Source organism: Streptomyces sp. NPDC003248 (genome assembly GCF_055563235.1).
Genome location: NZ_JBVHDT010000006.1, coordinates 318970 through 341051, shown reverse-complemented (window position 1 = coordinate 341051; position 22082 = coordinate 318970). Strand labels below are relative to the sequence as shown.

Annotated in this window: 20 protein-coding genes; 14 read left to right on the top strand and 6 right to left on the bottom strand. The window is 72.1% G+C overall.

Annotated elements, in window-relative coordinates:
- Nucleotides 1-3: 3 nt before the first annotated feature.
- Nucleotides 4-852, top strand: coding sequence for a helix-turn-helix domain-containing protein (locus ACZ3KJ_RS17615; RefSeq protein WP_467527875.1), 849 nt, complete (start codon nt 4-6; stop codon nt 850-852).
- A gap of 89 nt (nt 853-941) precedes the next feature.
- Here the strand turns inward: ACZ3KJ_RS17615 and ACZ3KJ_RS17610 are convergent, their stop codons facing one another.
- The 3 genes from ACZ3KJ_RS17610 to ACZ3KJ_RS17600 all read right to left on the bottom strand — a co-directional run bounded on the left by ACZ3KJ_RS17610 (nt 942) and on the right by ACZ3KJ_RS17600 (nt 2358).
- The gene (locus ACZ3KJ_RS17610) at nt 942-1562 is read right to left on the bottom strand and encodes a hypothetical protein (protein ID WP_467527873.1); all 621 of its coding nucleotides are present in this window, start codon (nt 1560-1562) and stop codon (nt 942-944) included.
- An 81-nt stretch (nt 1563-1643) separates the two neighbouring features.
- Nucleotides 1644-1961, bottom strand: coding sequence for a hypothetical protein (locus ACZ3KJ_RS17605; protein WP_467527872.1), 318 nt, complete (start codon nt 1959-1961; stop codon nt 1644-1646).
- A complete protein-coding gene (locus ACZ3KJ_RS17600; protein WP_467527870.1) occupies nt 1942-2358 on the bottom strand; it encodes an ATP-binding protein in 417 nt (138 codons plus the stop codon). The genes ACZ3KJ_RS17605 and ACZ3KJ_RS17600 overlap by 20 nt, the downstream gene beginning before the upstream one ends.
- Nucleotides 2359-2495: 137 nt before the next feature.
- On the opposite strand from ACZ3KJ_RS17600, the gene ACZ3KJ_RS17595 reads away from it, so the two are divergent.
- From ACZ3KJ_RS17595 to ACZ3KJ_RS17585, 3 genes are read left to right on the top strand one after another with little or no spacing between them, the layout of a single operon-like run.
- The gene (locus ACZ3KJ_RS17595) at nt 2496-3365 is read left to right on the top strand and encodes a helix-turn-helix domain-containing protein (protein WP_467527868.1); all 870 of its coding nucleotides are present in this window, start codon (nt 2496-2498) and stop codon (nt 3363-3365) included.
- On the top strand, nt 3362-3541 hold the full coding sequence (locus tag ACZ3KJ_RS17590) for a DUF397 domain-containing protein (protein WP_467527866.1): 180 nt from the start codon (nt 3362-3364) through the stop codon (nt 3539-3541). Before ACZ3KJ_RS17595 ends, ACZ3KJ_RS17590 begins: the two co-directional genes overlap by 4 nt.
- A gap of 48 nt (nt 3542-3589) precedes the next feature.
- Nucleotides 3590-3835 carry a type II toxin-antitoxin system Phd/YefM family antitoxin gene (locus ACZ3KJ_RS17585; RefSeq protein WP_467527864.1) on the top strand — a complete coding sequence of 82 codons (246 nt, stop codon included), beginning with the start codon at nt 3590-3592 and terminating at the stop codon, nt 3833-3835.
- Between the two features lie 113 nt (nt 3836-3948).
- Here the strand turns inward: ACZ3KJ_RS17585 and ACZ3KJ_RS17580 are convergent, their stop codons facing one another.
- The 3 genes from ACZ3KJ_RS17580 to serC all read right to left on the bottom strand — a co-directional run bounded on the left by ACZ3KJ_RS17580 (nt 3949) and on the right by serC (nt 6143).
- The gene (locus tag ACZ3KJ_RS17580) at nt 3949-4302 is read right to left on the bottom strand and encodes a hypothetical protein (protein ID WP_467527862.1); all 354 of its coding nucleotides are present in this window, start codon (nt 4300-4302) and stop codon (nt 3949-3951) included.
- Nucleotides 4299-4778: a hypothetical protein gene (locus ACZ3KJ_RS17575; RefSeq protein ID WP_467527861.1), complete on the bottom strand. Its 480-nt coding sequence runs from the start codon at nt 4776-4778 to the stop codon at nt 4299-4301. Before ACZ3KJ_RS17575 ends, ACZ3KJ_RS17580 begins: the two co-directional genes overlap by 4 nt.
- Nucleotides 4779-5024: 246 nt before the next feature.
- A complete protein-coding gene (gene serC / locus ACZ3KJ_RS17570; protein ID WP_385070781.1) occupies nt 5025-6143 on the bottom strand; it encodes a phosphoserine transaminase in 1119 nt (372 codons plus the stop codon).
- Between the two features lie 155 nt (nt 6144-6298).
- On the opposite strand from serC, the gene ACZ3KJ_RS17565 reads away from it, so the two are divergent.
- The 10 genes from ACZ3KJ_RS17565 to ACZ3KJ_RS17520 all read left to right on the top strand — a co-directional run bounded on the left by ACZ3KJ_RS17565 (nt 6299) and on the right by ACZ3KJ_RS17520 (nt 22062).
- Nucleotides 6299-9487: an FAD-binding and (Fe-S)-binding domain-containing protein gene (locus ACZ3KJ_RS17565; protein ID WP_467527859.1), complete on the top strand. Its 3189-nt coding sequence runs from the start codon at nt 6299-6301 to the stop codon at nt 9485-9487.
- A 215-nt stretch (nt 9488-9702) separates the two neighbouring features.
- Nucleotides 9703-9828 carry a hypothetical protein gene (locus ACZ3KJ_RS17560; RefSeq protein WP_467527857.1) on the top strand — a complete coding sequence of 42 codons (126 nt, stop codon included), beginning with the start codon at nt 9703-9705 and terminating at the stop codon, nt 9826-9828.
- Between the two features lie 110 nt (nt 9829-9938).
- Nucleotides 9939-12164, top strand: coding sequence for an ABC transporter ATP-binding protein (locus ACZ3KJ_RS17555; protein ID WP_467527855.1), 2226 nt, complete (start codon nt 9939-9941; stop codon nt 12162-12164).
- Between the two features lie 116 nt (nt 12165-12280).
- Nucleotides 12281-13213: an EamA family transporter gene (locus tag ACZ3KJ_RS17550; protein ID WP_467527853.1), complete on the top strand. Its 933-nt coding sequence runs from the start codon at nt 12281-12283 to the stop codon at nt 13211-13213.
- 197 nt (nt 13214-13410) lie between these two features.
- Nucleotides 13411-14811, top strand: a complete 1401-nt coding sequence (locus tag ACZ3KJ_RS17545; RefSeq protein ID WP_467527851.1) for a hypothetical protein — start codon at nt 13411-13413, stop codon at nt 14809-14811.
- Nucleotides 14812-14934: 123 nt separating this feature from the next.
- Nucleotides 14935-15729: a TIGR03084 family metal-binding protein gene (locus tag ACZ3KJ_RS17540; protein WP_467527849.1), complete on the top strand. Its 795-nt coding sequence runs from the start codon at nt 14935-14937 to the stop codon at nt 15727-15729.
- A complete protein-coding gene (locus tag ACZ3KJ_RS17535; protein ID WP_467527847.1) occupies nt 15726-17393 on the top strand; it encodes an acyclic terpene utilization AtuA family protein in 1668 nt (555 codons plus the stop codon). The genes ACZ3KJ_RS17540 and ACZ3KJ_RS17535 overlap by 4 nt, the downstream gene beginning before the upstream one ends.
- The gene (locus tag ACZ3KJ_RS17530; protein ID WP_467527845.1) at nt 17390-18988 is read left to right on the top strand and encodes an acyl-CoA carboxylase subunit beta; all 1599 of its coding nucleotides are present in this window, start codon (nt 17390-17392) and stop codon (nt 18986-18988) included. Before ACZ3KJ_RS17535 ends, ACZ3KJ_RS17530 begins: the two co-directional genes overlap by 4 nt.
- A gap of 6 nt (nt 18989-18994) precedes the next feature.
- A complete protein-coding gene (locus tag ACZ3KJ_RS17525) occupies nt 18995-20854 on the top strand; it encodes an ATP-binding protein (protein WP_467527843.1) in 1860 nt (619 codons plus the stop codon).
- A gap of 80 nt (nt 20855-20934) precedes the next feature.
- Nucleotides 20935-22062, top strand: a complete 1128-nt coding sequence (locus ACZ3KJ_RS17520; protein WP_467527841.1) for an acyl-CoA dehydrogenase family protein — start codon at nt 20935-20937, stop codon at nt 22060-22062.
- Nucleotides 22063-22082 lie beyond the last annotated feature (20 nt).

Sequence of the window (22082 nt, the reverse complement as noted above, 5' to 3'; positions counted from 1 at the left end):
CCGGTGAGCACGGACTATCAGAGAGCGCGTGAGGAACTGGGCCGCAGGCTCCGTGAACTACGTGTCGAGGGCCCTGATGGCCGGCTCACCGGTACGGAGCTGGCCCAGCGGCTCGGATGGCCGCAGTCGAAGGTCAGCAAGCTGGAGAACGGCAGGCAGACCCCCACGGACGACGACCTGCGGGCATGGGCCGAAGCCGCCGGACGGCCTGATGCCTTCGCAGAACTACGCGCCCGTCTGAAGGGGTTCGACAGTCACATCCGTTCGTGGCGACGCCAACTGGCGGCAGGACACGGTCCTGTGCAGGAGGCGTGGAACACGCTCATCGGGGAGTCCCGAACCCTGCACGTGTGGGACAACAGCCTGGTCAACGGCATGCTTCAGACTCCTGACTACGCCCGGAACGTCTTCGAACGCTTCGCGGAGTTCCGACGCTCTCCACGGGATGCGGAGGCCGCTGTGCGAGCCCGTATGAAACGGCAGGAATGGCTGTATCGGCCGGGCAAGCAGTTGAAGCTGGTCATGTGGGAGGGCGCACTGCGGGCCCAGGTGTGTCCCCCGGAAGTGCTGGCGGCTCAGTTGGACCGTTTGCTGGGCGTGGTGGGCATGGACACCGTCCACCTCGGAATCCTGCCTCTGGACGCCGCACTGCGCCTGCCGCCGGGGAACGGGTTCTGGGTCCTGGACGACCGTCTGGTCAGCGTCGAGGACTGGCACGCCGAACTATGGCTCGACGACGCCGAAACGATTGCTCTCTACCGCCGCGTCTGGGACACCCTCGCGGAGTCGGCCGTCTTCGGCGCCGACGCCCAGCAGGTGATCGCCCGGGTCCGCCGGAGCATCAAGGTCTGAGGACGTACGTCGACGGCGAGGTGGGTACCGCAGTACCCGCCTCGCCGTTCCCGGTCATCCCGGCGGCAGGGCTCGCGCCGCGTGCCGGGTCAGTCCCAGCCGCCGAGGAGTCCGGCGTTGGCCTGCGCGTGGCAGATGTTGTATCCGCCGGACGCGTGGGCCTTCTCCGTGTGGCCGTCGACGGTGACGGAGCAGTTGATGTCTCCCGAGCCCTGGAGCTGGGCGGTCACCGTGTAGTACAGCGCGTCCTCGTCCAGGGGCAGGGTGGCGGTGAATTCACCGTCCTTCCACGTGCCGTCCCGGCTGTCGCTGTCGGAGCCGTAGGTGATGTCCAGGGGGCCGAGGGCCCCGGCGGGAGCGGTGCCCCACACCTTGAAGGTGGCGACCTTCTTCTTCGCCGTGTCCTCCTCGGCCGGGCTCTCCGCGGCTTCGCCGGACTCGGCGTCGGCGGCCGGCTTGTCGTCCTCGGCCGCGGAGGCCGCCGGCTCGGCGCTGCCGGACTCGTTGTCGCCGCTTCCACCACCGGCGATCGCGCCGATGACGCCGATCAGGACGAAGAGGCCGATGATGCCGGCGCAGCCGAGGCCGAGGATCTTGCCGACGCCGCGCTTCTTCGGCGGTGGCGGGAAGCCGGGCTGGGGGCCGCCGCCCCATCCGGGCTGCTGCGGGTGGGGCTGGTTCGGCTGCTGCGGCGGGTACTGCTGGCTCATGGTCTCCCCGAGGGCATGAAGGGTCACGTGTGAACGTACGACTTGTGTCGCAAGCTGTGAGGTTGCGGGGAATGGTGGGGTTCACCCGAAAGGGGCCGAGCTCGACCGCGCCGCCGTCGGTCTGAGGACGTACGCCCGCACCACGTCGTCGTCGGTCTGCCAGGCCGGTGGCCGGGGAGGGGGCGGGCTCTGCCAGCAGGCCTCTCCGTCGCACGGGAACGGCAAGTAGCGGCCGGCTGCCCGGCAGCGTTTGGCCCAGCGGCGCCAGCGGGCGTCGCGCGGGTTGGGGAGCCGCCAGACGTACGGGTCCGGCGCCCGGACCTCCCGCACGGGATTCCGTTCGTCCGCCTTGGTACGGCCCAGCAGGCGGACGACCGCGTCACGAACCGGCCGGAGCATGGGCCCTCTCCACGAGCGTGAACCGGGCCCACACGCACTTCGCGTACCGCTCCTGTCGGCATCCCCAGGCGTCGGCGAGCGCCTCCACGAGCGCGAGTCCGCGTCCGCCCTCCTCGTCCGGGCCGGAGTGGTGGAGCCGGGGGAGCCGGTCCCGGTCGGGGTCCGAGACCTCCAGGACCAGGTCGGTCCCGTGGTGGATCAGCGTGATCCCGACCTGGGCGTAGGAGATCCGGCAGTGGGTCACGGCGTTGGTGACGAGTTCATTCGCCAACAGGGTGACGCCGTCGGCCAGTTCGTCAGTGACTCCCCAGTCGGCGAGGGCCTTGCGTACGCGCTGGCGGGTGCTGGGCACGTGTCGGCGGTGCCCGGGGACGCGGAAGGTTTCGGTGAGGGGCATGTCCGGAAGCTACGGCTGCATTCGACGTCAGCACAATGAACTCAAGTGAATGCATGCAGTCGTCCACTCGATCGAGTGATGGGTTGTCAGTTTTGTCGACCCGTGTGGGATCGTTGCCGCAGGAGAGGGGAGAACTCATGCCCGCAGGTGGACGACCGACGGTACGCAGCAGGCGTTTGGGTACGGCGCTCAGGCAGTACCGACTTGCCGCAAAGCTCGACCAGCCGCGGGCCGCCGAGGTGATCGCGGCAAGTCAGGCCAGAATCAGCCGCCTTGAGAGCGGGCACGTCACCGCTCGCGTCATCGAGGTGCGCCTGCTGCTGGACGCGTACGGCGTCACGGATGCCGCAGTGCGTCACAAGCTGGAGGAGTTGGCCAAGCACTCCAAGAACCGGGGTTGGTGGCTTGAGCATGCGGCGCACCTGCGTCCGGACTACGTTGACCACATTGCGTTGGAGGACGACGCCACCTATATCCGTGAGTGGCAGCCGGTCATGGTGCCGGGGCTCCTGCAAACTCCGGCGTATGCGGAAGCTGTTATCGCAGGCGGTCCTCACTGCATCGATTCGGAACGGGTCGCCCAGTTGGTGAAGGTGCGTATGGGGCGGCAGGCGAAGATCGAAGAGGGTGGAGCGTCGTACACGGCCATCCTCTGGGAAGCGGTCGTTGCGCACCCGCTCGTGGACGTGGAGATTCACCGGGAGCAGTTGTCCGCGATCCTTGAGATCGGGGAGCGGAAGAACGTCACGGTGCAGGTGCTGCCGTTCAGCGCTGGCGTACTGGCCGGTTACTCCTCCGCCTTCTACTCCTTCAGCTTCGACGAGGAGCCGACGGTCGAAGCGGTCGCGATGGACAATCTGCGAGGCGCGTCGGTCCTTGAGGGATCCGAGGATCTGGCCGCTTACGCCAATGCATACGACCTACTACGATCGTCAGCGTTGGCGCCGGACGCGAGTGCGAAGCTCATCCGGGGCATACTGCAGAGCCTGAAGGAACACACATCGTGACCGAGGTCGTAAGCCCCTTCCGGAAGTCGTCGTACTCGGGGCAGGAGAACGCCTGCGTCGAGGTGGCCGACACCGCTCCTGGCGGCCGAGCCGTCCGTGACAGCAAGCAGCAGGACGGCCCCCTGATCGCCGTATCCGGTCAGAGCTGGCAGGCGTTCCTGCGGCAGTTCGGCTAGGACGGCGCACGCCGGCGAACGGCGTTCAGGGCGGTAAGAGGTTCGATCGTGAAGACCATGACGTGTTCCGACTTGCGCGCCCGGTACGCCGAGGTGCTCGACTCCATCACCGACGACCGCGAAGAGGTCGTCATCACGCGTGCCGGGCGTGAGCCGGTCGTCATCGTCTTCCTTGAGGACTACGAGTCCCTGAAGGAGACGGCGTACCTGCTACGGAGCCCGGCGAACGCCTGGCGCCTGCTCGCGTCCATCGACGAGCTGGAGAACGGCGGCGGAACACGCTGCGAGAGCTGACCGGGCCCGACCCGGATCGAGCAGGTCCCCCGGTCGGCCCGGGTGTGGCCCCCGTCGTCGGCGCTGGGACGGGACGACGGACGCAGCGGACTGCGCCGAACGGCGAAGGGCGATCAGTCGGTTGCTCTGGGGTGTCCGGTGCCTGCATAGGTGATCCAGGCGGTTCGGTTGGCGTCGTCGACCAGGTACCAGACGCGGCCGCCGCCGGTGACCTCGTACTGCCAGCGCTCCAGCGTCTGCCCCTTCCAGACTGTGGAGCCGAGCTTGCCCTTGAGACGGTGGTGGCGCTCGGGGTCATCGGTGGCGCGCGGGGCGGATCGAATCTTGTCGAAGGCGCGGCGGAGGTTGCCTGCCGCGTGGCGGGAGAGATGGTCCCAGCCGTTGGCCGCCTCGGTGTTGGCGAAGCGCAGGTCGAACTCGTCGCCGACCGGGGGTGGGGCCGCGCGGTCACCGCGTTTGGGGCTCACTCGTCGGTCTCGCCGTCGGGCACGGGGACACTGCCGAGGTCGCCGTCGGGCTCGCGGGTGAGGACGGCGTGCAGGGCGGGGTCGGCGTAGATCTCGGCACTGTGCCGCCACTGGGCCAGCAGCAGCGCGATGGGAGCCAAGTTCTCCAGCGCAGCAGCTCCGCGGGCGGTGTCCACCAGCTCGTCGAGCATTGCCTCGACGTCGTCCTCAGGGAGGAAGACCGACCAGGGCAGGGCATCAGGCAGGGCCTGGCGCAGTGCGGCGGTGTTTTCGGTGCGGACCAGGGCGGCGAGCAGGCGGGCGGTGAAGTCGACCACGGTGGAGTCCTGCTCCAGCTGGTCGGCGCGAATGAGCGCGAGGTCGCCCGCGTCGCGTCGGCGCAGGCGCAGGGCGCGGACCGAGTCCAGGCGCCGGGCGGTGGCCGCGGGATGGTGGAGCAGCTCGCTGAAGGGCACGTCCTCGTAGGCCGTCGTCATGACATCCACAGTAGCTCGGATGTCCTGGCTCGGGGAGCGGCTCTCGGTCGGGGCGCCGCTCGGCAAGGAGATGGTCGCGATCACCGCGCGGTCCGACCCGGATCGAGCGGATCCCCGGTCGGCCCGGGTGTGGCCCCCGTCGTCGGCGCTGGGACGGGACGACGGACGAGGCGGGACTGCGCCGAACGGCGAAGGGCGCCCGGCGGGAGGTCCGCCGGGCGCCCTTCGCTGTCGTTCAGGCCGTGACTACAGCTTCTCGATGACGTAGTCGATGCACTTGGTCAGCGCCTCGACGTCCGTCGGGTCGATCGCCGGGAACATGGCGACGCGGAGCTGGTTGCGGCCGAGCTTGCGGTAGGGCTCGGTGTCGACGATGCCGTTGGCGCGCAGGACCTTGGCGACGGCCGCCGCGTCCACCTCGTCGGAGAAGTCGATCGTGCCGATGACCTGGGAGCGCTTGGCGGGGTCGGTCACGAACGGGTTGGCGTACTTGACGTCCTCGGCCCAGCCGTAGAGCGTGCGGGCGGAGGTGGCGGTGCGGCGGACGGACCAGTCCAGGCCGCCCTGGCCGTTGATCCACTCAAGCTGCTGGTTGAGCAGGAAGAGGGTGGCCAGCGCCGGGGTGTTGTACGTCTGGTTCTTGCGGGAGTTGTCGATCGCCGTGGGGAGCGAGAAGAACTCCGGGATGTGGCGGCCGGACGCGTGGATCCGCTCCGCGCGCTCGATGGCGGCGGGGGAGAACACGCCGATCCACAGGCCGCCGTCGGAGGCGAAGGACTTCTGCGGGGCGAAGTAGTAGACGTCCGTCTCGGCGATGTCGACCGGGAGGCCGCCGGCGCCGGAGGTGGCGTCCACCAGGACCAGCGCGCCCTCGTCGGCGCCCTCGACCCGCTTCAGCGGGGCGGCGACACCGGTGGAGGTCTCGTTGTGCGTGAAGGCGTAGACGTCGACGCCCGCCTCGGCCGCCGGCTCGGGGTGCGTGCCCGGGTCGGAGGCGATCACGGTGGGCTCGGCGAGCCACGGCGCCAGCTTGGCGGCCTTGGCGAACTTGGAGGAGAACTCGCCGAAGTTCAGGTGCTGCGACTTGTTCTCGATCAGGCCGTGCGTCGCGACGTCCCAGAACGCGGTGGAGCCGCCGTTGCCGAGGATGACCTCGTAGCCCTCGGGGAGCTGGAACAGCTCGCGGATGCCTTCCCGGACCTGGCCGACCAGGTTCTTGACCGGGGCCTGGCGGTGGGAGGTGCCGAGGAGGGACGTGCCGGTGGCGGCCAGGGCGTCCAGCGCCTCCACCCGCACCTTGGAGGGGCCCGCGCCGAATCGACCGTCGGCGGGCTTGATGTCAGCAGGAATCTGGATCTCAGCCACGAGGCGGAGCGTATCCCCTGGGCGAAACCCTACGGAAACGTGTCCCGTCGGATGAGACGGGATTCCCGGCTTCCGGACCTGTACGGATGTACGAGGCGGCCCCTCGCGAGGCGGAGGCCGTCGTCACTGTCAGTGACGAGGTGCATGCTGGACCCATGACCGATCCCGGGGATCTCGAGGGTGAACTGCGCAGGGCCGTGCGCGGTGACGTCGGTTTCGACGTCACCTCCCGCGCGCTGGTCACCATGGACGCGTCCAACTACCGGCGGGTGCCGCTGGGCGTGGTCGCGCCGCGCGACGCGGAGGACGTGGCGGCGGTGCTGGAGGTGTGCCGGACGCGCGGTGTGCCGGTCGTGGCGCGCGGCGGGGGCACGTCGATCGCGGGGCAGGCGACGGGCACGGGCGTGGTGCTGGACTTCACGCGGCACATGAACCGGCTCGTCGCCCTCGATCCCGTCACCCGGACGGCCGTCGTCCAACCGGGGCTGGTGCTCGACCGGCTCCAGGAGGCCGCCGCCCCGCACGGCCTCCGCTTCGGCCCCGACCCGTCCACCCACAGCCGCTGCACGCTCGGCGGAATGATCGGCAACAACTCCTGCGGCTCCCACTCGGTGGCCTGGGGGACGACCGCGGACAACGTGCGGGAGCTGTCCGTCGTCACCGCGCGCGGACGGCGGCTGCGGCCCGGCGGGGGCTGGGCGGGCGCGCCGGACGGGCTGCGCGACCTCGTGGAGGGCGAGCTGGCCCGGCTGCGCACCGGATTCCCCGACCTGCCCCGCCGTATCTCCGGGTACGCGCTGGACGCGCTGCTGCCGGAGCGGGGCGCCGACGTCGCCCGCTCCCTCTGCGGCTCCGAGGGCACGCTGGCCGTGCTCACGGAAGCGGTCGTCGACCTCGTCGAGGCGCCCCGCGCGCGTGCGCTCGCCGTGCTGGGGTACGCCGACGAGGGCGCCGCCGCCGACGCCGCGGCCGGACTGCTGCCGCACCGGCCGCTGACGGTGGAGGGGATGGCAGCCGACCTCGTGCCGTCGGCCGCCGGCCTGCCGCGCGGCGCGGCCTGGCTGTTCGTCGAGACGGGCGGGGAGTCGGCGGCCGAGGCACGCGCGCGTGCCGAGGCGATCGTGCGCGCGGCGGACGTCGTCGACGCGGCCGTGGTGACCGACCCGGCGGGGCAGCGCGCCCTGTGGCGTATCCGGGAGGACGCGAGCGGCACGGCGACCCGTATGCCGGACGGCTCCGAGGCCTGGCCCGGCTGGGAGGACTGCGCGGTCCCGCCCGCCCGGCTCGGCGCCTACCTGCGGGACTTCCGTGCCCTGCTGACCTCCCACGGCCTGCGCGGCACGCCCTACGGCCACTTCGGGGACGGCTGCATCCACGTCCGCGTCGACTTCGACCTGCTCACCGAGGCGGGCGTCGGCCGCTTCCGCCGCTTCTCCGAGGAGCTCGCCGACCTGGTCACCGCCCACGGCGGGTCCCTCTCCGGCGAGCACGGCGACGGACAGGCCCGCGCCGAACTGCTGCCGAGGATGTACGGCGACGACCTGGTCCGCCTCTTCGAGCGGGCGAAGGCCGTCTGGGACCCGGACGACCTGCTCAACCCGGGCATGCTGGTGCGCCCCGAGCCCCTCGACGCCAACCTCCGCTTCGCCGTCCTGCCCCGCGAGCCCGTCGACGTCGCCTTCGGCTACCCCGGCGACCGCGGCGACTTCTCCGCCGCGGTCCGCCGCTGCGTCGGCGTCGCCAAGTGCCGTACGACGACGGCGACCGGGCCGGCCGTGATGTGCCCGTCGTTCCGGGTCACCGGTGAGGAGCAGCACTCCACGCGCGGCCGGGCCCGCCTGCTGCACGAGATGCTCGCGGGCGGGCCGGTCACCGACGGCTGGCGCTCGACGGAGGTCCGGGACGCCCTCGACCTGTGCCTGTCCTGCAAGGGCTGCCGCTCCGACTGCCCGGTCGGCGTCGACATGGCCACCTACAAGGCGGAGTTCCTGCACCACCACTACGCCGGACGCCGCCGCCCGGCCGCCCACCACAGCATGGGCCGGCTGCCGGAGTGGCTGCGCGCGGTGGCCCGTACGGGCACGGCGGGTGTCGTCAACGCGCTCGCCTCCCTGCGGCCGCTCGCCCAGGTCATGAAGAGGGCGGGCGGGATCGCGCCGGAGCGGCGGATCCCGCGGCTGGCCCGGGAGACGTTCAGCCGGTGGTGGCGCAGGAGGCCGCCGGTCCCCGGCGGTGGCGCGTCGGGTGGGCGGGAGGCCGCCCCCGGCACCGGCGGTGGCGCGTCGGGTGGGCGGGAGGTCGACCCCGGTACCGGCGGTGGCGCGTCGGGTGGGCGGGGGGCCGCCCCCGGCACCGGCGGCGGCGCGTCGCGGGGGCGGGGGGCCGCCCCCGGCACCGGCGGCGGCGCGTCGCGGGGGCGGGAGGCCGCCCCCGGCACCGGCGGCGATCTGGTGATCCTGTGGCCGGACACCTTCACCGAGTACTTCTCACCGTCCGTGGGCCGGGCGGCCGTCGCCGTACTGGAGGCGGCGGGCCTGCGGGTCGCGCTGCCGCCGACCCTGCGGATGCGCGGACGGCCGGTCGGGGACGGGCGGTCCAGGTCCCCGGCCGCGCTGCTCTCGGCCCGCCGCGACCGGGTCTGCTGCGGCCTGACGTACGTCTCCACGGGCCAGCTCGACCGCGCCCGCGCGGTCCTGCGCCGCACGCTCGACCTCATGGCCCCGGTCCTGGAGACGGACGCACCCGTGGTCGTACTGGAGCCGAGCTGCGCGGCGGCCCTCCGCGGCGACCTGCCCGAGCTGCTGCACGACGACCCGCGCGCGGCCCGCCTCGCCACCCGCGTCCTGACCTTCGCGGAGGTGCTGGAACGCCACGCCCCGCACTGGAGACCGCCCCGCCTGGACCGTCCGGTGACCGGCCAGACCCACTGCCACCAGCACGCGGTCCTCGGCGACACCGCCGACCGCCGCCTGCGCGAGGCCGCCGGCCTCACCGGTGACCTGAGCGGCGGCTGCTGCGGCCTCGCCGGGAACTTCGGCTTCGAAAGGGGCCACTACGAGGTGTCGAAGGCCTGCGCGGAGGAACAGCTGCTGCCCGCGGTGCGCCGGGCACCCGAGGGAGCCGTCGTGCTGGCGGACGGCTTCTCCTGCCGGACCCAGCTGGAGCAGTTGGCGGGGGTGCGCGGGCGCCATCTCGCGGAGGTGCTCGCGGAGGGACTGCCCCAGGACGGGGGAGCGGCCGCCGACGGGGGAGCGGCCGCCGACGGGGGAGCAGCCGCCGACGGGGGACCGGCTCACGACGGGGACCGGACTCGCGACTGGGACCGGACTCGCGGCAAGAGATGACGGAAACATGACGACAGAAGCGGCGGCGAGAGATGACGGAAACATGACGGAAGGAGCGGCTGCTGAACCAATCCCCAGGTTTTCCAAGGGTATTCACAGCGCTGCTTTGCCTTTTTTACCGCTGAACTGCAACGCAAGCGTGTAGGTTCTGTGACGTCGGTTCGGGGATTTCCTCGGCGACAAACCTCAGGTACAGCGCAATCCAAGGAGTTGGAATGAGCCTCAAGAAGCTTGCTCCCCTGCCGAAGCCCAAGTCGAAGCAGCTCCCGCCCCCGCCGCAGCCGAAGAAGGCCGCCAAGAAGCAGCCGCTTCCCAAGCCGGTCTCCGGCCGCGACTGCTAATTCGGTCCTGAAGCCGTGAATGGGGGTCGGCCGTGCACAGTCGACCCTCATTTCTGCGTGGTTTCATGAACCAGGGAAATTGATTCCTGTTCAGGCAAGGGGAATGCGGCGTGGATGACGAAGAGTACGAATACGAAACGCCCACCATTCCCGCCCGCGTCGCCTTCCGCCGCTTCTGGCCGCTGACGAAGGGGCTGCGCGGACGCCTCATGGTGGTCTGGCTGTGCACGGTGCTGGCCGCGCTCGCCGAGACCGCCGCCATCCTGCTCTTCAGCGAGCTCACCGACCACGCCCTCCAGGAGGGCTCACTGGCCGCTTTCTGGAAGCCCGCGGGCCAGTGGCTGGTCGTGGCGACCGTCGGCGCGATCATCGCGTACGCGGGGAACTCGCTCGCCGCCTGGACCACCGAACGGTTCGTGATGCGGCTGCGCGAGCAGGTCTTCGACCATGTCCAGCGGCTGCCTCCGCACTTCTTCCAGAATCACCGCCAGGGTGATCTGCTGTCCCGTCTGACCGGCGACGTCGAGGCCATCGAGACGATGGTCGTGTCCGGGCTGGTCGGCGCCGGTTCCGCCCTGTTCAGCGCCCTCTTCTACTCGGCCGCCGCCTTCTGGCTGCGCTGGGACCTGGCCGCGGCCACCTTCATCCTCGCGCCCCTGTTCTGGCTGGCCGCCCGCCGCTTCTCCGGCTCCATCAAGTCGGTCGCGCGCGAGGGCCGGGTCGCCGACGGCGCGATCACCTCCGTGGTCGAGGAGTCGCTCGGCAACATCGTCCTCACCCAGGCCTACGACCGGCGCGACGCCGAGCGGCGGCGGCTGAACGAGGAGGCGACCGCCTGGTTCCGGGCGTCCGTCCGCTCGACCCGGCTGAACGAGGCGTACGAACAGCTCGTGGCGGTCATCGAGACGATCTGCGTGCTCGCCGTCATCGGCATCGGCGCCTGGGAGATCTCCACCGGCCGGATGACCCTCGGCCAGCTCCTCGCCTTCTCCGCCTTCCTCGGCTACCTCTACCCGCCCGTGCGGGGCCTGGCACAGCTCGGGCTCACGATCACGGCGGCCACCGCCGGCGCCGAGCGGCTGATCGAGATCCTGGACGTACGGCCCTCGGTCAGCGATCCCCGGCGCGAGACGGACACCGGCCGCCCGGACGGCCGCGTCGAGCTGACGGACGTGTCCTTCCGCTATCCGGGCGCGGACGGCATCGCCCTGCGGGACCTCTCCTTCACCGTCCACCCCGGCGAGCTGGTGATCGTGACCGGCCCCAGTGGCGCGGGCAAGTCCACGGTCTCCAAGATGCTGCTCCGCTTCTACGACCCCGACTCCGGCACGGTCCGCCTCGACGGCGTCCCCCTACGGGACTTCCCGCTGGCCCGGCTGCGCGAGTACATCACGCTCCTGCCCCAGGAGACCCTCGTCCTGCACGACACCGTCCGCGCGAACATCGCCTGCGGCCGGCCCGGCGCCAGCGAACAGGCCATCGTGGAGGCGGCCAAGGCGGCCGACGCGCACGACTTCATCGAGAAGCTGCCCGAGGGCTACGACACCAGGGTCGACCCCAACTCGGCCCGGCTCTCCGGCGGCCAGATGCAACGCCTCGCCATCGCACGGGCCATCCTGCGCGACGCGCCGGTCCTGGTCCTCGACGAGCCGACGACCGGCCTGGACGCGATGGCCGCGCGCCGGGTGGTCAAGCCCCTGCGCCGCCTGATGACGGGCCGCACGACCATCATGATCACCCACGACCTCAACCTGGCCCCCGACGCCGACCGCATCCTCGTCATCGACAACGGCCGCATCGTGGAGACCGGCCGGCACGACGATCTGCTGGCCCGGGGAGGCGCGTACGCGCGGCTGCACCGCTCGCAGAACAACGCCATGATGGACACGGGTGAACTGCGGCTGCCGCTGTTCGACACGCAGCCACCGCAGCAGCCGGCGTACGACTACGCGGCCGCCGCCCACGCCCAGCAGCAGGTACCCCAGCAGATGTACCAGCAGGCCGCCCAGGAGATGTACCAACAGGTCGCCCAGCTGCTCCCCCAGGAGATGGCCCAGCAGGTCACCCAGCTGATCCCCCAGCAGGTCACCCAGCTGATCCCCCAGCAGGTCACCCAGGTGCTCCCTCAGCAGACGGCGCAACAGGCGACCCAGGTGCTCCCCCAGCAGGCCTCCCCGTACCCGTACCCGCACCCGCACCAGCAGACCCACGAGCACTACAAGCACGGCCACTACGAGCACGACCACTACGAGTACGTCCCGCCCGAGGGGATCCCGACCGTCCTCGACGACGGCCGCCCCCTCTTCCGTGACGAGGTGCCCTGGGCGGGACTCTGACCATATCCTGGGACATTGGCATAACGGCTTCACACACCTGACACAGGTCCACTACCCTGGACTCGGCAGTACATCAGGCTGCACGTTCTCTTCGCGCCGAACCCCCAGGACCGCCCGTGAGCACCCCCGACACCGCCACACCCACCCGGCCGGCCTCCGCCGTCGACGAGGTGGGCGCCCCGGGCCGCCTCGGCTCGCTCGGGCCGGTCGGCCTCGTGCTCGCCGGCGGTGTCTCCGTGCAGTTCGGCGGGGCGCTCGCGGTGATGCTGATGCCGAGGGCGGGCGCGCTCGGGGTGGTGACGCTCCGGCTGGTGGTCGCGGCCGTCGTGCTCCTGCTGGTCTGCCGGCCCCGTCTGCGCGGGCACACGCGGGCCGACTGGGGCACGGTGATCGCCTTCGGCGTCGCCATGGCCGGGATGAACGGCCTCTTCTACCAGGCCGTCGCCCGCATCCCGCTCGGCCTGGCCGTCACCCTGGAGGTGCTCGGCCCCCTCGCCCTCTCCGTGCTGGCCTCGCGCCGGGCGGTCAACGTGGTCTGGGCCGGGCTGGCCCTCGCCGGGGTCTTCCTGCTCGGCGGCGGCGGATTCGGCGACCTCGACCTGGTGGGCGCCGCGTTCGCGCTCGGGGCGGGCGCCATGTGGGCGGCGTACATCGTGTTCAGCGCCCGTACCGGCCGCCGCTTCCCACAGGCCGACGGGCTGGCGCTGGCGATGGCGGTGGGTGCGCTGCTCTTCCTGCCGCTGGGCATCGCCGAGTCGGGCGCGAAACTGGTCGACCCGGTGACGCTGGGCCTGGGCGCGGCGGTGGCACTGCTGTCCTCCGTCCTCCCCTACACCCTCGAACTCCTCGCGCTGCGCCGCCTGCCCGCCTCCACGTTCGCGATCCTCATGAGCCTGGAGCCCGCCCTCGCGGCCGCGGCCGGCTTCCTCGTCCTCGACCAGGCCCTGTCCGCCATGGAGGCGGCCGCGATCGCCCTCGTCATCGCGGCGAGCATGGGCGCGGTCCGCACCCAGGTGGACCGGGGCAGGCCGCCGGTCCCGGAGGCCTGAAGCCCGAGGCCTGAGGCCTGCGGCCCGAGGCCTGAGGCCCGAGGCCCGAGGCCCGAGCTGCCTGGGGCCTCAAGACCAGACCGCCCGACCGATTCCTTGGCGGGCGGCCGGTTCACCGACGCGGTGAACCGGTTCCGCATACGGCTCGTTTCTCTGCGCATACCGGCCGTTCCACCCTCCATGGCTCCACGGGGGTGGTGGCGACCCACGACAGTGCCGACCCGAAGGCTGCGATGCGCGTCCACGAAACAACCACCCGCCGCGACGGTGCCGAGCCCCATCGGACTCCTGCCCGCACGCCCGCCAAGGCGCCGGGCCCGGAGGCCGCGACGCCCTCGCGGGCCCTGCTGGCCCAGCAGGGCGCCGCGGGCAACGCGGCGGTCGTCCAGATGCTCCGGCAGGCGGGCCACTCCTGGGCTCAGCACCGGCACGGCGCCGGCTGCGGTCATCAGCGGACCGAAGACGCCGGCGCGCCTCCGGCCGCGAGGGCGGGCACGCCGTCGGTGCAGCGCATGATGCGCTACGACCCCGTCAAGATGAACGCCGGGTACGACGCCGACCACTCCGACTGCTCCGACCACTCCGACGCCGAGCGGGGCCGACCGCGCCGTCCGGGCCCGCAGGCCGCCGCCCGTCCCGCCTCGGCACCCCGGCAGGCGTCGCCGCCCGTGGTGGCGCCCGCTCAAAGGGCCCATGAGATCGCGTGGTACGTCGCTTACGACATCTGCGCTCCGGAGTCGGAAGAGGATCCCCGGAAAGCCGCCGACATCAAGGCATTCATGACTGACGTGGCGTGGCGGATCGCCGACGAGGTGGGCGCCATCGCCATCGCGCCCGGAACGAGAGATGCCACAGAGTTCGAGAACGCGTTCCTGACCACGTGCACCAAGATATTCGAAAAGAAATATGACAAGGAAAATCGAACTGCCGGGGCCGCTGCGGACATCGCGCGCACGGTAGCCGCTGACGTGCGCGCCGTCCTGGCGCTCGACAGGCGACTCCAAGGCGTCCATGGAGTCCCTGATCTTCCACTGAACGAACTGATCGCCCCTTTCCGGACCTTCATCAGGGAAAGCGTGGAGGACGGCGAGACGGAGTCGTACAAGGTCACCGTGAAGGCCGACCGCGGCAAGCCCTGGCACACTCCCGGCTTCTACCGTGATTTCGAGGTGGGGCACGTCTGGGTCCAACTGGAGACCGGCAATGGAAAACGCACTTCGTTCGGCTTCTATCCGAAGGGCCTCGCCGGGCCGGTGCAGAGTGTCCCCGGCATGATCCGCTGCCCCGAGCCGCACCACGCCTACACCGACAAGTTCTCGCAGCACGTTCCGCTGAGCGATGTCATCGGCGCGTACATGCTCGCCCACCGACGGTCCGGGGAGTCCTACAACTTCCTGCGGTACAACTGCACGAGCTTCGCGGCCGAGATATGGCAGGCCATGACGGGGCAGCGGCTGCCCAGGGGAATGCTGGTGTCCAACCCCGCCTCCGCGGGCAGCGCCCTCTACGCGGCGTACCAGCAAGCCGGCCGGAGCAGGGCGGGAGACGGCGCCACCGGCCCGTTCGCCTACAGCGACTCCGAGCGGGGCGGTGCCTGACCGAGGGATACGACCGCTCCGCGATGCGCCCTGGGCCGGAACACCGCGGAGCGGGACGCAGGGTCGACCCAATTCATGCAAGCATGCTTGCTTGTTTCTACCCCCGCTGCCATGCTCCTCCCCATGGCCGACCCGACGCCCGTCCTCGACGACCTGCGCGCCGAGAGTGACGAACTCGACCGCCTGGTAGCCGAGTTGACCCCCACTCAGTGGGCCCTCGCCACCCCCGCCCCCGGCTGGACCATCGCCCACCAGATCGCCCACCTCGCCTGGACGGACCACTCCGCCCACCTCGCGGCGACCGACCCGGAGGCCTTCCGGACCCTGGTCGAGAAGGCGCTCGCCGCACCCGACTCCTTCGTCGACGACGGAGCGGAGGACGGTGCCCGCCTCCCGCCCGCCGAACTCCTCACCCGGTGGCGGGACGGACGCACCGCCCTCGACCGGGCCCTGCGCGAGGCCCCGCCCGGCGCCCGTTTCCCCTGGTACGGGCCGCCCATGTCGACCGCATCCCTGGCCACCGCCCGCCTGATGGAGACCTGGGCGCACAGCCTGGACGTCTCCGACGCGCTCGGCGTCCCGCGCACCCCCACCGACCGGATCCGGCACATCGCCTTCCTCGGGGTCCGCACCCGTGACTTCGCGTACGGCGTCCACGGGCTCCCCGCCCCCACCGAGCCGTTTCACGTGAAACTCGTCGCCCCCTCCGGCGACCACTGGACCTACGGCCCCGAGGACGCCACGCAGCGCGTCACCGGCCCCGCCCTCGACTTCTGCCTGCTGGTCACCCAGCGCGCCCACCGCGCCGACCTCGCCCTGCGCGCCGAGGGCCCCGACGCCGACCGCTGGCTGGACATCGCCCAGGCCTTCGCCGGCCCGCCCGGCGGCGGACGCCCCCCGAAGGGGGACACGGAGTGACCCTGCGCATCGGCAACGCCTCCGGCTTCTACGGCGACCGCTTCGACGCGATGCGCGAGATGCTCACCGGCGGGGAGCTCGACGTCCTCACCGGCGACTACCTCGCCGAACTCACGATGCTGATCCTCGGCCGCGACCGGCTGAAGGACCCCGCCGCCGGCTACGCCCGCACCTTCCTGCGCCAGCTGGAGGAGTGCCTCGGCCTCGCCCACGACCGCCGCGTCCGCCTCGTCACCAACGCCGGCGGCCTCAACCCGGCCGGCCTCGCCGACGCCGTCCGCGCGCTGGCGGACCGCCTCGGCGTCCCCGTCCGCGTCGCCCACGTCGAGGGCGACGACGTCGGCCCCGGCCACCCCGGCAGCCTCACCGCCCACGCCTACCTCGGCGGCTTCGGCATCGCCGCCTGCCTGCGCGAGGGCGCCGACGTCGTGGTCACCGGCCGGGTGACGGACGCGGCCCTGGTCACCGGTCCCGCCGCCGCCCACTTCGGCTGGGCCCCCACGGAGTACGACCGGCTCGCGGGCGCGGTCGTCGCCGGGCACGTCCTGGAGTGCGGCACGCAGGCCACCGGCGGCAACTACGCCTTCTTCCGCGACGGCGACGTCCGCCGCCCCGGCTTCCCCCTCGCCGAACTCCACGAGGACGGCACCTGCGTGATCACCAAGCACGCGGGCACGGGCGGCTTCGTCGACGTCGGCACGGTCACCGCCCAACTGCTGTACGAGACGGCCGGCGCCCAGTACCCGGGACCGGACGTCACCGCCCGCCTGGACACCGTACGGCTCACCCAGGACGGCCCCGACCGGGTCCGGATCGACGGCGTGCGCGGCGAGCCCCCGCCCCCGACGCTCAAGGTCGGCCGCACCCGCCTCGGCGGCTTCCGCAACGAGATCGTCCTCGTCCTCACCGGCCTCGACATCGAGGCCAAGGCCGCCCTGGTCCGCGAGCAACTGGAACCGGCGCTCACCAAGGCCGCCGACGTGCGCTGGGAGCAGGTCCGCACCGACCGGTCCGACGCCGGCACCGAGGAGACCGCGAGCGCCCTGCTCCGGCTCGTCGTACGCGACCCCGACCAGGCCGTCGTCGGACGGGCGCTCAGCGGCGCGGCGGTCGAGCTGGCGCTGGGCAGCTACCCCGGCTTCCACCTGCTCGCCCCACCCGGCAAGGGCGCGCCGTACGGCGTGTTCGAGGCCGCGTACGTCCCCCAGGGCGAGGCCGAGCACGTGGCCGTGCTCCACGACGGGCGCCGCGTCCCCGTGCCGCCGCCCCCCGACGCCCTGGCCCTCGCCGACCTGCCGGAACCGCCCCTGCCCGAGCCGCCGCCCGCCGGGCCGGTGCGCCGCGCCCCCCTCGGCCTCGTCGCCGGCGCCCGCAGCGGCGACAAGGGCGGCGACGCCAACGTGGGCGTGTGGGCGCGGTCGGACCAGGCCTGGCGGTGGCTCGCCCACACCCTGACCGTGGACCGCTTCCGCGAGCTGATCCCGGAGAGCCGCGAGCTGACCGTCACCCGGCACGCCCTGCCCGCCCTGCGCGCCCTGAACTTCGTCGTCGAGGGACTCCTCGGCGACGGCGTCGCCTCCCAGCACCGCTTCGACCCGCAGGCCAAGGCCCTCGGCGAATGGCTGCGCTCCCGCCACCTGGACATCCCGGAGGTCCTGCTGTGACCGTCCTGCCGTCGGTGCTGGACCCCAACGGCCCCGACCACCGCGCGCACCGCGAGGCCATGCTCGCCAAGCTCGCCGACCTCGACGCCGAGCACGCCAAGGCGCTGGCGGGCGGCGGCGAGAAATACGTGGCCCGCCACCGTGCGCGCGGCAAACTCCTCGCCCGGGAGCGCATCGAGCTGCTCCTCGACCCCGACACGCCCTTCCTGGAGCTGTCGCCGCTGGCCGCCTGGGGCAGCGAGTACACCGTCGGCGCCTCGCTCGTCACCGGCATCGGCATCGTCGAGGGCGTGGAGTGCCTGATCACCGCCAACGACCCCACCGTGCGCGGCGGCGCCAGCAACCCCTGGTCGCTGAAGAAGGCCCTGCGCGCCAACGACATCGCGCTCGCCAACCGGCTGCCCTGCATCAGCCTGGTCGAGTCCGGCGGCGCCGACCTGCCCTCGCAGAAGGAGATCTTCATCCCCGGCGGCGCGATCTTCCGGGACCTCACCCGGCTGTCGGCGGCCGGCATCCCCACCGTCGCGGTCGTCTTCGGCAACTCCACCGCCGGCGGCGCGTACGTCCCCGGCATGTCCGACCATGTGATCATGGTCAAGGAGCGGGCCAAGGTGTTCCTCGGCGGCCCGCCGCTGGTGAAGATGGCCACCGGTGAGGAGAGCGACGACGAGTCCCTGGGCGGCGCGGAGATGCACGCGCGCGTGTCCGGCCTCGCCGACCACTTCGCCGTCGACGAACACGACGCCCTGCGCCAGGCGCGGCGCGTGGTCGCCCGCCTCAACCACCGCAAGGCGTACCAGGACCCGGGGCCGGCCGCGCCCCCCGAGTACGACCCCGAAGAACTGCTCGGCATCGTCCCCGGCGACCTGAAGGTGCCCTTCGACCCGCGCGAGGTGATCGCCCGGATCGTCGACGCCTCCGACTTCGACGAGTTCAAGCCGCTGTACGGGACGAGCCTGGTCACCGGCTGGGCCGCCCTCCACGGCTATCCCGTCGGCATCCTGGCGAACGCCCAGGGCGTGCTCTTCAGCGCCGAGTCCCAGAAGGCCGCCCAGTTCATCCAGCTCGCCAACCAGCGCGACATCCCCCTGCTCTTCCTGCACAACACCACCGGCTACATGGTCGGCAGGGAGTACGAACAGGGCGGCATCATCAAACACGGCGCGATGATGATCAACGCGGTCTCCAACTCCAGGGTGCCGCACCTGTCCGTCCTCATGGGCGCCTCCTACGGCGCCGGCCACTACGGCATGTGCGGCCGCGCCTACGACCCCCGCTTCCTGTTCGCCTGGCCCAGCGCCAAATCGGCCGTCATGGGCCCGCAGCAGCTCGCCGGCGTCCTGTCGATCGTCGCCCGCCAGTCGGCCACGGCGAAGGGCCGGCCCTACGACGACGAGGCCGACGCCGCCCTGCGCGCGATGGTCGAGCAGCAGATCGAGTCCGAGTCCCTGCCGATGTTCCTGTCCGGGCGGCTGTACGACGACGGCGTCATCGACCCGCGCGACACCCGCACCGTCCTCGGCCTGTGCCTGTCGGCCGTCCACACCGCGCCCTACGAGGGCGCGCGCGGCGGCTTCGGCGTCTTCCGGATGTGAGGCCCAGTGATTACCTCCGTACTTGTCGCGAACCGGGGCGAGATCGCCTGCCGCGTCTTCCGCACCTGCCGTGAGCTGGGCATCCGCACGGTCGCGGTGCACTCGGACGCCGACGAAGGCGCCCTCCACGCGCGCGTGGCCGACACGGCGGTACGGCTGCCGGGAGCGGCGCCCGCCGACACCTACCTGCGCGCCGACCTGATCGTGAAGGCGGCCGTCGCGGCCGGCGCGGACGCCGTGCACCCCGGCTACGGCTTCCTCTCCGAGAACGCCGCCTTCGCCCGCGCCGTACGGGACGCCGGCCTGGTCTGGATCGGACCGCCGCCCGAGGCGATCGAGGCGATGGCGTCCAAGACCCGCGCCAAGGCCCTCATGGGGCTCGCCCCCCTGCGCGCGGACGAGGTGTCCGACGCCGATCTGCCGGTGCTGGTGAAGGCGGCCGCGGGCGGCGGCGGGCGCGGCATGCGCGTCGTACGCCGTCTGGCGGACCTGGACGCCGCGCTGGAGGCCGCGCGCGCCGAGGCCGCGAGCGCCTTCGGCGACGGCGAGGTGTTCGTCGAGCCCTACGTGGAGAACGGCCGCCACGTGGAGGTGCAGGTCCTCGCCGACACCCACGGCACGGTCTGGGCCCTCGGCACCCGCGACTGCTCCCTCCAGCGCCGCCACCAGAAGGTGATCGAGGAGGCGCCGGCGCCCGCGCTGTCCGAGAAGCTCACCGACGAGGTGCACGCGCTCGCCGTGCGCGCCGCCCGCGCCGTCGACTACGTCGGCGCCGGCACGGTCGAGTTCCTGGTGGCCGGCGACACCGCCCACTTCCTGGAGATGAACACCCGGCTCCAGGTCGAACACCCCGTCACGGAAGCCGTGTTCGGCGTCGACCTGGTCGCCGAGCAGATCCGCGTCGCCGAGGGCCACGCCCTCACCGGCCACCCCCCGCGCGCGCGGGGCCACGCGATCGAGGCCCGCCTCTACGCCGAGGACCCGGCGAACGGCTGGACCCCCCAGACGGGCACCCTCCACCACCTGGCCGTCCCCGACGGCGTCCGCCTGGACACCGGCTACGACGACGGCGACGAGATCGGCGTCCACTACGACCCCCTCCTCGCCAAGGTCGTCGCCCACGCCCCCACCCGCGCGGAGGCGGCCCGCGCACTCGCCGGAGCCCTGGAACGGGCGGCGATCCACGGCCCGGTCACCAACCGCGACCTGCTCGTCCGCTCCCTGCGCCACGAGGAGTTCGCCTCGGCCCGTATGGACACCGGCTTCTACGACCGCCACCTGCCCGCCCTGACAGCACCGGCCCCCGACCCGTACGCCCCCCTCGCCGCCGCGCTCGCCGACGCGCACACCGGCACCGGACCCGGCCCCCGCCTCGGCGGCTGGCGCAACCTGCCCTCACCACCGCAGACCAAGCGGTACGCCATGGCGGGGGAGGAGTACGAGGTCCACTACCGGCACACCCGCACCGGCCTGACCGCGGAAGGCGTACAGATCGTGCACGCCGACGCGCACCTGGTCGTCCTGGAGGCCGACGGCCTGCGGCGGCGCTACCGGGTGGCCCGCTACGGCGATCAGGTCCACGTCAACGCCACCACCCTCACCGCCCTGCCCCGCTTCCCCGCCCCCGAGACCCAGCGCGCCCCCGGCTCCCTGCTGGCCCCGATGCCCGGCACCGTCGTCAAGGTCGCCGACGGCCTCGTCACCGGATCGAGTGTCCGGGCGGGAGAACCGATCGTCTGGCTCGAAGCGATGAAGATGCAACACGTCATTTCCGCCCCGGCGACGGGGACGCTGTCGTCCCTGCCGGTCACGGAAGGACAACAAGTACAGGTCGGCACTCTGCTGGCGGTAGTGCAAGAGACCTAGGGGCGCGGGGCCGCATCAATGTGCGGCTCCGCCGCGTGAGCGCGACCAGCCACGACGACGCCGCACCCGAAGGAGCCACAGTGACCACCCTCATCGAATCGGACGAACACAAGGCACTCCGCGCGGCGGTCGCGGCCTTCGCGAGGAGCCATGACCACGCCTCCGAGACCCTCTGGCAGGACGCCGCCAAGCTCGGCTACATCGGCGTCAACCTGCCGGAGGCCTACGGCGGCGGAGGCGGCGGCATCACCGAACTCTCCCTCGTCCTCGAAGAACTCGGCACCGCCGGCAACCCCCTCCTCATGATGATCGTCTCCCCGGCGATCTGCGGCACGGTGATCGCCCGCTTCGGCACGGAAGCCCAGAAACGGGAGTGGCTCCCCGCCCTCGCGGACGGCGCCCGCATCATGGCCTTCGGCATCACCGAACCCGACGCCGGCTCCAACAGCCACCGCATCACCACCACCGCCCGCCGCGACGGCACCGACTGGCTGCTCACCGGCCGCAAGGTGTTCGTCTCCGGCGTCGACATCGCCGACGCCACCCTGATCGTCGGCCGCACCGAGGACGCCCGCACCGGCCGGCTCAAGCCCTGCCTCTTCATCGTCCCGCGCGACGCGCCGGGCTTCACCCGCCGCGCCATCGACATGGAACTGCACAGCGTGGAGAAGCAGTTCGAGCTGGTCCTGGACGACGTACGGCTGCCCGCCGACGCACTCGTGGGCGACGAGGACGCGGGCCTGCTCCAGCTCTTCGCCGGCCTCAACCCGGAACGGATCATGACGGCCGCCTTCGCGATCGGCATGGGCCGCCACGCCCTCGCCAAAGCCGTCGCGTACGCCCGCGACCGCACCGTCTGGAAGACCCCCATCGGCGCCCACCAGGCCATCGCCCACCCCCTGGCACAGGCCCACATAGACCTCGAACTGGCCCGCCTGATGATGCAGAAGGCGGCCCACCTGTACGACGCGGGGGACGACATCGGCGCCGGCGAGGCCGCCAACATGGCCAAGTACGCGGCCGGCGAGGCCTGCGTGAAGGCCGTCGACCAGGCCGTGCACACCCTCGGCGGCAACGGCCTCACCCGCGAGTTCGGCCTCGCCCGGCTGATCACGGCCTCCCGCGTGGCCCGTATCGCCCCGGTGAGCCGCGAGATGATCCTGAACTACGTCTCCCACCAGACCCTGGGCCTGCCCAAGTCGTACTGAGCGGCACCGTGGGGTGCCAG